This is a genomic window from Flavonifractor sp. An92, assembly GCF_002159175.1.
Classification (GTDB): Bacteria; Bacillota; Clostridia; order Oscillospirales; family Oscillospiraceae; genus Pseudoflavonifractor_A.
Genome location: NZ_NFGZ01000022.1, coordinates 39,401 through 46,828, shown reverse-complemented (window position 1 = coordinate 46,828; position 7,428 = coordinate 39,401). Strand labels below are relative to the sequence as shown.

The 7,428-nt window shown below is 67.4% G+C and carries 8 protein-coding genes; 2 read left to right on the top strand and 6 right to left on the bottom strand.

What is annotated here, in order from left to right; translation table 11 throughout:
• Both B5G43_RS17400 and B5G43_RS12990 read left to right on the top strand, forming a co-directional pair.
• Window positions 1-1,655: hypothetical protein (locus tag B5G43_RS17400; RefSeq protein WP_158097433.1), on the top strand; the 1,655-nt coding region annotated here is incomplete at its 5' end.
• A 20-nt stretch (window positions 1,656-1,675) separates the two neighbouring features.
• Entirely contained in the window at window positions 1,676-1,975 is a 300-nt protein-coding gene (locus B5G43_RS12990; RefSeq protein WP_242960579.1) for a DUF6506 family protein, read from the top strand.
• 52 nt (window positions 1,976-2,027) lie between these two features.
• On the opposite strand, the gene vanT is transcribed toward B5G43_RS12990, so the two are convergent.
• The 6 genes from vanT to vanR form a co-directional block, all read right to left on the bottom strand.
• On the bottom strand, window positions 2,028-3,143 hold the full coding sequence (gene vanT / locus B5G43_RS12985) for a serine racemase VanT catalytic subunit (protein WP_206405029.1): 1,116 nt from the start codon (window positions 3,141-3,143) through the stop codon (window positions 2,028-2,030).
• Window positions 3,136-3,609 carry a serine acetyltransferase gene (locus B5G43_RS12980; protein ID WP_087262078.1) on the bottom strand — a complete coding sequence of 158 codons (474 nt, stop codon included), beginning with the start codon at window positions 3,607-3,609 and terminating at the stop codon, window positions 3,136-3,138. Before B5G43_RS12980 ends, vanT begins: the two co-directional genes overlap by 8 nt.
• A 4-nt stretch (window positions 3,610-3,613) precedes the next feature.
• The gene (locus tag B5G43_RS18045; protein ID WP_087262076.1) at window positions 3,614-4,342 is read right to left on the bottom strand and encodes a M15 family metallopeptidase; all 729 of its coding nucleotides are present in this window, start codon (window positions 4,340-4,342) and stop codon (window positions 3,614-3,616) included.
• On the bottom strand, window positions 4,339-5,382 hold the full coding sequence (vanG, locus tag B5G43_RS12970; RefSeq protein ID WP_087262074.1) for a D-alanine--D-serine ligase VanG: 1,044 nt from the start codon (window positions 5,380-5,382) through the stop codon (window positions 4,339-4,341). The genes B5G43_RS18045 and vanG overlap by 4 nt, the downstream gene beginning before the upstream one ends.
• 121 nt (window positions 5,383-5,503) lie before the next feature.
• On the bottom strand, window positions 5,504-6,610 hold the full coding sequence (locus B5G43_RS12965; RefSeq protein WP_087262072.1) for a HAMP domain-containing sensor histidine kinase: 1,107 nt from the start codon (window positions 6,608-6,610) through the stop codon (window positions 5,504-5,506).
• Complete coding sequence (gene vanR, locus B5G43_RS12960) at window positions 6,603-7,295, bottom strand: VanR-ABDEGLN family response regulator transcription factor (protein WP_087262070.1); 693 nt, start codon at window positions 7,293-7,295, stop codon at window positions 6,603-6,605. The genes B5G43_RS12965 and vanR overlap by 8 nt, the downstream gene beginning before the upstream one ends.
• Window positions 7,296-7,428: the final 133 nt, after the last annotated feature.

The window sequence follows — 7,428 nt, the reverse complement described above, 5'->3', positions numbered from 1 at the left end:
CCCCAGCCCCCGATCTGCCCCCCCAGGAGCTCTTCCGCCGGTACAGCCGGGGGTTGAGCGTGCTGAAGCTGCGCACCGTTCTGGTGTTCCTGCTGGCGGGCCTCATTCTCTACCTCACCCTGGGGCCCTCCTTCGGCGCCCCGCTCCCCGGACTTCTGCAGGAGAGCTATGCCCTGGTCCTCTACTGCCAGGCGGGCCTGCTGGGCCTTGCCCTGGTGCTGAGTCTGGACGCGGCGCTGTGGGGCATCTTCCGCCTCATTACCTTCCGCCTGGGCATGGACAGCCTGGTGGTCCTCTCCTGCGCCGCCACTCTGGCCGACGCCCTCACTCTGATGCGCCTGGCTGAGACGCCGGAGCGGCAGCCCTACTGCGGCGTGGCCGCCCTGGCCCTGGCCTTCACCATGCTGGGCAACTACCTCAAGCGGAAGGGCCAGCGGGTGGCCTGCCGGACCGCGGCCTCGGCCAGTGAGCCGTACCTGGTCACCCTGGATGAGGGTGCCTGGAACGGCCGGGATGCCTACGCCAAGTGGTCGGGGGAGCCCATCGGCTTCGGCCGGCAGATGCAGGCCCCCGACGGGGCCGAGCGCATCTTCCATGTGATGGCCCCCCTGCTGCTGCTGTCCTGCCTGCTCTTCTCCGTCCTTGCCTCGGTGGGCCGGAAGCGGCCGGAGGATCTGCTGTGGTGCCTGTCCGCCATGCTCAGCGCCTCGGCCTCCTTCTCGGCCACGCTGTGCTACGGCCTGCCCTGGAACGCCCTGTCCGCCCGCCTTGCCAAGAGCGGCGCGGCCCTGGCCGGCTGGGACGGCGTCACCGCCACCAGCGGGCGCAGCGGCATCCTGCTCACCGATTACGACCTCTTCCCCCCCGGCACCGTGTCCCTCAACGGCATCAAGATCTTTGGGGACTTCCCGGTGGATAAAGTAGTGGGCATCACCGCCACCCTGATCCGGGACACCGGCAGCGGCCTGGACAAGATCTTCCACGACCTGCTCCGCTCCCAGGGGGCTACCTACCGCCGCGCCAGCGACTTCTGCTGCTACGAGGGCGGCGGCGTGTCCGCCGTGATGCGGGGCGAGACCGTGCTGGTGGGCACCGCCTCCTTCATGCACCTGATGGAGGTCCCCCTCCCCCAGGGCCTCAATGTGAAAAACGCGGTGTTCTGCGCCATCGACGGGGAGCTGGCCGGGCTGTTCGCCCTGAAATACTCCCTCCATGGCACCGTGGAACCCGCCCTCTTCGCACTGATCCAGAACCGCATCGCGCCGGTGCTGGCCACCCGGGATTTCAACATCATCCCCGCCATGCTCCAGCAGCGCTTCAAGCTCCCCGCCGACCGGATGGAGTTCCCGGCGGTGGAGCGCCGGGTGGAGCTCTCCGCCCGGGACCGGAAGCACAGCGACATCCTCACCGCCGTCCTCTGCCGGGAGGGCGTGGGCCCCTTCACCGAGGCCGCCGTGGGCGGCAAGCGCCTGCGCTCGGCGGTGCAGGCCTCCGCCATCCTCACCTGCCTGGGCTCCTGCGCCGGTGTGGTGCTGGGCTTTTACCTCACCTTTATGGCCGCCTACGACTCCCTCACCCCTCTGAATCTGCTGGTCTTTCTGCTGATGTGGATGGTCCCCACCGTCCTCATCTCTCACTGGATCGACCGCTATTAACTGTCTTGGAGGTCGGAATCATGTCAAAAAAGTTTGCGATGATCATTATGGACCCGGAATTTGACCCCCAGCGGCAACAGGCCCGGCTGGACACCCCCCACACCGAGACCCATATCCGCACCGTCCGCTCCCCGGAGGAGGCGGTGGAACTGGCCGTCCAGCTGGCCGACCAGGGCTTCGGTTCCCTTGAGGTGTGCGGCGCCTTCGGTGAGGAGCTGGCCCGCCGGATGTACGAGGCGGCGGGCCGCCGTCTCACGGTGGGCTATGTGGTCTGTCCTCCCGACCAGCTGGAAGCCAATGAACGCTTCTGGAACTCCTGACCCTTCCGATCAAAACCCCCGGGCGCTCCTCTGAGCGCCCGGGGGTTTTTGCCTACACCACCGGCAGCCGTTGGCCCAGCCGGGACAGTAGCTCGTTGGTGATGGTGCCGCACCGCGCCGCCAGCTCCTCCGCCCGGATGCGCTTTCCGCCGTCCGCGCCGATGAGGGTGACCACGTCACCGGGGGCGGCTTCCGGCACCCCGGTCACATCCAGCAACAGCTGATCCATGCACATCCGCCCCACCATGGGGCAGCGCCGCCCCCGGAGGAGAGCCTCCCCGCCCCGGACGGGCAGGTCCCGGGGCAGGCCGTCGGCATAGCCGATGGTCACCGCCGCCAGCCGGACCGGCCCCTCCGCTCGGAAGGCCAGGCCATACCCCGCCCCCTCGCCGGGGACCAGGGTCCGCACCGACGCCACCCGGGCCCGCAGAGCGAGCGCGGGACGCAGGTCCAGCTCCCGGGCGGTGGGGCTGCCGTCGCTGGTGACGCCGTAGAGGGCGATGCCCGCCCGGGCCCAGGTGCAGGGCTGGGGCGGCAGGTTCCAGATGCCGTAGCTGGCCTGGATGTGGGTCTCTCCCGGGTCGTATCCGTGGCCCCGGAGCCACCGGACCGCGCCGTAAAACCGCTCCAGCTGCAAGCGGGTGAAGGCCATGTCCTCCGCCTCCAGGCTGTCCGACACACACAGGTGGGAAAAGACCCCCTCGATGCGTAGCTGGGGCAGCGCATACAGCCGCTCCAGCGCCCCGTGGTCCTTCGCCGGAATTCCCAGCCGGTGCATCCCGGTGTCCAGCGCCAGATGGACGGCGAGGGGGAGCCCCTGGGCCGCCAGGGCCTGTCCGTGGTGTTCGTCCACCACGGTCTGGGTGAGCTGCCACCGGCAGAGCAGCGGGGCCTCCTCCTGGGGCGTATAGCCCAGGATCAGAATTTTTCCCCGGATGCCCATCCGGCGCAGGTCCATCCCCTCCGCCAGACAGGCCACCGCAAAGGCCTGAATACCCTCTGCCTCCAACCGGTGGGCCACAGAAAAGGCCCCGTGTCCGTAGGCGTCGGCCTTCACCACCGCCATCAGGCGGCAGCCGGGGGCCAGGGCCCCCTGGAGCACCTGGGCGTTGTGAGTCAAGGCGTCCAGATCCACTTCCCGCCAGGCCCGGCTCATTTCTTCACACAAGTTCCTCTCCCCCTTTCAAAATGCGGGGCGGCTGGGCCACCACGGTGCAGCCCGCCGGGATGTCCTGAAAGACCACCGCGCCCGCGCCGATCTTCACCCCGTCGCCGATGCGGATGTCCCCCACCAGCACCGCTCCCGCGCCGATGAGGCAGCCCGCACCCACCACCGGGGCGCGTCGGTTCACCTCTCCGATGGTGACGTTCTGGTAGATGCGGCACCCCGCCCCGATCGTGGCATAGCGGGAGATATAGACCCCGTGGAGCCCGTGGGGCAGCACTGGCTCCCCCAAAATCACCGCGCCGGGGCCCACATAGCCCCCGTGCCGCCGGGCGGAGCGGTTGAGGAGGAAGGTCCAGATGTCCCGGGTGAGCTTGCACTTCGCCCGCCCGCGCAGGCGGTAGAGCCACCAGAAGCCCTGTAACCGGTCTCCCTTGGACCAGTCGGTCAAACATGCCCGCAGTCCCATGGCCCTACCTCCAGGCGGTGACCACCAGGCCGCCGCAGTTGTCCTCCGACACCTGCCGGTAGCGCCCCGGCTCCTCCGGCAGAAGCCCCCGGTCCGCCCCGGCGTAGTAGTGGATGCGGAAGTCCCGGCGTCCGGCGCGGAAGGTCAGGTCCCTGCGGACAAAGTCCCGGCGCAGCAGGTCCACATACTCCTCCAGCGTGAGCCCCAGGCGGACCATCAGCCGGGCGTGGGGCACCCCCACATAGCGGAAGTGCCAGGGCTCGTGGGAAATGCCGGTGATATGCTCTTTCCCGGCGGGGTAGCGCAGGATGAATCCGTAATCCGCCGCCTTGGCCCGGAAGGCCCCGCACACGCCGTCGTAGGGGAAGTTGGGGCAGATGAAGTCGATCTCCTCCGCCGCCAGTCCCAGGTCGATGGCAAGGCCGGTCTGGTGCTCGCTGCACCCGGGGAGGGCCACATACTGCCGGGTAAAGGCCTCCCCCTCTTTGGCCAGGGTGTCGTCCCAGATGGCCTGCTGCTCCTCCCGGCTGCGCCAGCCGGAGACGGGGACGATGGCATGTTCTCCCCCCACCGCCCGGATGCAGGCGTTGAGGAGCCCCGCCGCCCGCCGCTCCAGCTGGATTTCCGGCCAGCGTGGGTCCACACAGACCAGATCCGGCGCGGCGGTGTCCGGCATGGGGTGGGCGGCGTTCACCAGCAGCAGAGAACCAGCGGTCCGGCGATCCCCTCTCATGCGCCCACCTCCGTTTCGATGATGCGGGTGATGAGGGTGGTGAAGTCCAGCCCCGCCGCCTTCATCATGTTGGGGTAGCGGCTGTGGGCGGTGAAGCCGGGGATGGTGTTGACCTCGTTAAAGACGATCTCCCCCGCCGGGGTGAGGAACAGGTCCACCCGGGCGAAGTCCTTGCAGTCCAGGGCGCGGTAGACGGCCTTGGCCGCCGCCTGGATCTCCGCCGCCTGTTCCGGCGGGATGCGGGCTGGGCAGTGAATGGCGGAGGTTTTCAGGGTGTATTTTTCCTCAAAGTCAAAGAAACCCTGGGAGAGCTCGATCTCGTCCACCGCGCCCACGGTGAGCTCGTCGGTGCCCAGCACGGCGCAGCCCACCTCGAAGCCGGGAATGGCCTCCTCCAGCAGGATCTCCCGGTCATTGGCGAAGGCGGCAGCCGCCGCCCCGGCCAGCCCCTCGGGGGCGGTGACCCGGGTGATGCCGAAGGAGGACCCCGCCCGGACGGGCTTCACAAAGAGAGGGTAGCCCAGCCCGTCCGCCGCCGCCTGGATCTCCCCGATCCCCGCGCCCCGGCGGAACACCGCACTGCGGGGGACCCGCACACCAGCCAGAGCGGCCAGCTTGTGGGCCCGGTCCTTGTCCATGCACAGGGCGGAGGACAGGGCGCCGCAGCCGATGACCGGGACCCCCGCCAGCTCCAGCAGGCCCTGGAGGGTGCCGTCCTCCCCGTTCTTGCCGTGGAGCACCGGGAAGGCGGCGTCGAAGGGCAGCTGCGTGCCGCTGCCGTCCAGCAGGATCAGCCGGGACACCCCCCGGCTGAGGGCCAGGGTGCAGGGAACGCAGTCGGGCCCCTGCCAGCGGTCGGCGGGGATGGCGCCGGGGGCGCCGGTGTAGTAAAGCCAGCCGCCGCTCTGGGTGATGCCCACCAGCAGGGGCTCAAAGCGGCTCCGGTCCAGGTGGGTCAGCACCGCATGGACCGACTGGAGGGACACGCCGTACTCGGTGGAACAGCCGCCGAAGAAAAGTAAGATCCGTTTCATACACAAAAACCTCCCAACAGAAAACGCCTTGTTTCGGTAACAAAATGGTACCAAAACAAGGCGTTCGATGTGTTTGCTTTCCCTTTCGGAGTTCCTGCGTTTTTCTCGGGAAATTCTTGTGATTTTCTTACCGCGGCAGGGTGACGGTGAACAGGACCTCTTCCCCCTCGCTCCGGGCGGTGATGGTGCCGCCGTGGGCCTCCACGATCTCCTTGGCGATGGCCAGGCCCAGCCCGGCGTTGCCGGTGCGGGTGCCCCGGGAGGCGTCCAAGCGGAAAAACTGCTCGAACATGCGGGAGAGCTTTTCCGGCGGGATGGTGGGCCCGGCGTTGCGGAAGGTGAGCACGATCTGCGTCCCATCCTCCCGGGCCGCCACCCCGAGGACCGAGTTGGGGTAGGCGTAGTGGCAGGCGTTGTTCAGGAGGTTATCAAAGACCCGGGCCATCTTGTCCGGGTCACAGACCATCCGCAGCTCTCCGGGCAGGTCCAGCTGGCAGGTCATCCCCCGCTGGGCCAGGACCGGGCCGAACTCGCTGCACATCTGCTCCAGCATCCGCTTGAGGTCGGTGTCCCCCTTCTCCAGCTCCAGATGGGTGAGGCTGAAGCGGGTGATGTCGAAGAACTCATTGATGAGGTCCTCCAGCCGCTCGGCCTTCTCCAGCGCCACGCCGGTGTAGCGCGCCCGCATGGCCGGGGAGAGCTCCGGCTCGTCCCGCAGGAGGGTGAGGTAGCCGATGACGCTGGTGAGGGGCGTTTTCAGGTCGTGGGCCAGGTAGACCACCAGGTCGTTTTTCCGCTGCTCGGCGTCCCGGGCGGCCTGGGCGGACCGCAGCGCCTGTTCCCGGGCCAGATTCAGCTGATCCTCCGCGTTTTTCAGCTCCTGGGGCAGGCGGATGGGGGCGTCCGTGGGATGGGCCAGCTCCTCCGCCCCGGAGAGCAGCCACTCCAGATCCCGGGCGGAGCGGGCAATGAAATAGTAGCTGATGACCACCCAGCCCAGGAGCACCACCGCCATGCCCACAAAGAAGATGTAGTCCCGCGCCCAGTTCAGAAGCTGATAGAGGGGATTGTTCCACGACCAGGACATCTGGGAACACACCATCATACCCAGCACCGCCAGGGCGATCACCGCCGTCACCCAGGCCGTCAGAGCCAGCAGATAGAACCTCCAGGTCCGCAGACCTGCCTGCCTGCCCCGCTCCTCCCGCTCGGTTCGCATACGCTGCTTATTCAATGGTGTAACCCACCCCCCAGACGGTCTTGATGAATTTGGGCCTGCGGCTGTTCTCGTGCATCTTCTCCCGCAGGCGGGCGATGTGGCTCATGACCGTGTTGTTGTTATCCAGATATTTCTCCCCCCATGCCGCCTCAAAGAGCTCCTCGCTGGACACCACCTGGCCCTGGCGGCTGCACAGGTGCCAGAGGATGGAGAACTCCAGCGGCGTGAGGGAGAGCTCCTCCCCGAAGAGGAAGCACTTGTGGTTGGTTTTGGAGATTTGCAGACCCCGGATGTCGTACTCCTGGGGAACCTCCGCGCCGCTGCCCGGGTTGTAGCGGGTGTAGCGGCGCAGCTGGGTCTTGACCCGGGCCACTAGCTCCAGGGGGTTGAAGGGTTTTGTAATATAGTCATCCGCTCCCAGGGTGAGGCCGGTGATCTTGTCCATGTCCTCCACCTTGGCGGTGAGCATGAGGATGGGAAAGAGATGCTCCTCCCGGATCTTCTGGCAAAGGGTGAATCCGTCCACATCGGGGAGCATCACATCCAAAATGGCCAGATCCAGCCGCTCCCGCTCCACACAGGCCAGGGCCTCCCCGCCGGTGCCGCATTTGTGGACCGTGTAGCCCTCGTTTTTCAGATAAACCTCCACCAGGTCGGCAATGGCCGCCTCGTCGTCCACCACCAGGATCTCCGCGCTCATCCGGGCTTCCCACCTCTCCATTTGGTCTGAGTGTCCGGCCCGCAGGCCGTCCGCCGCACCACTATACCATAAACGGCGCACGGTTTCCACTCGCCGGAATGCAAAAATGTCCCTACAGGTCAAACCTGTAGGG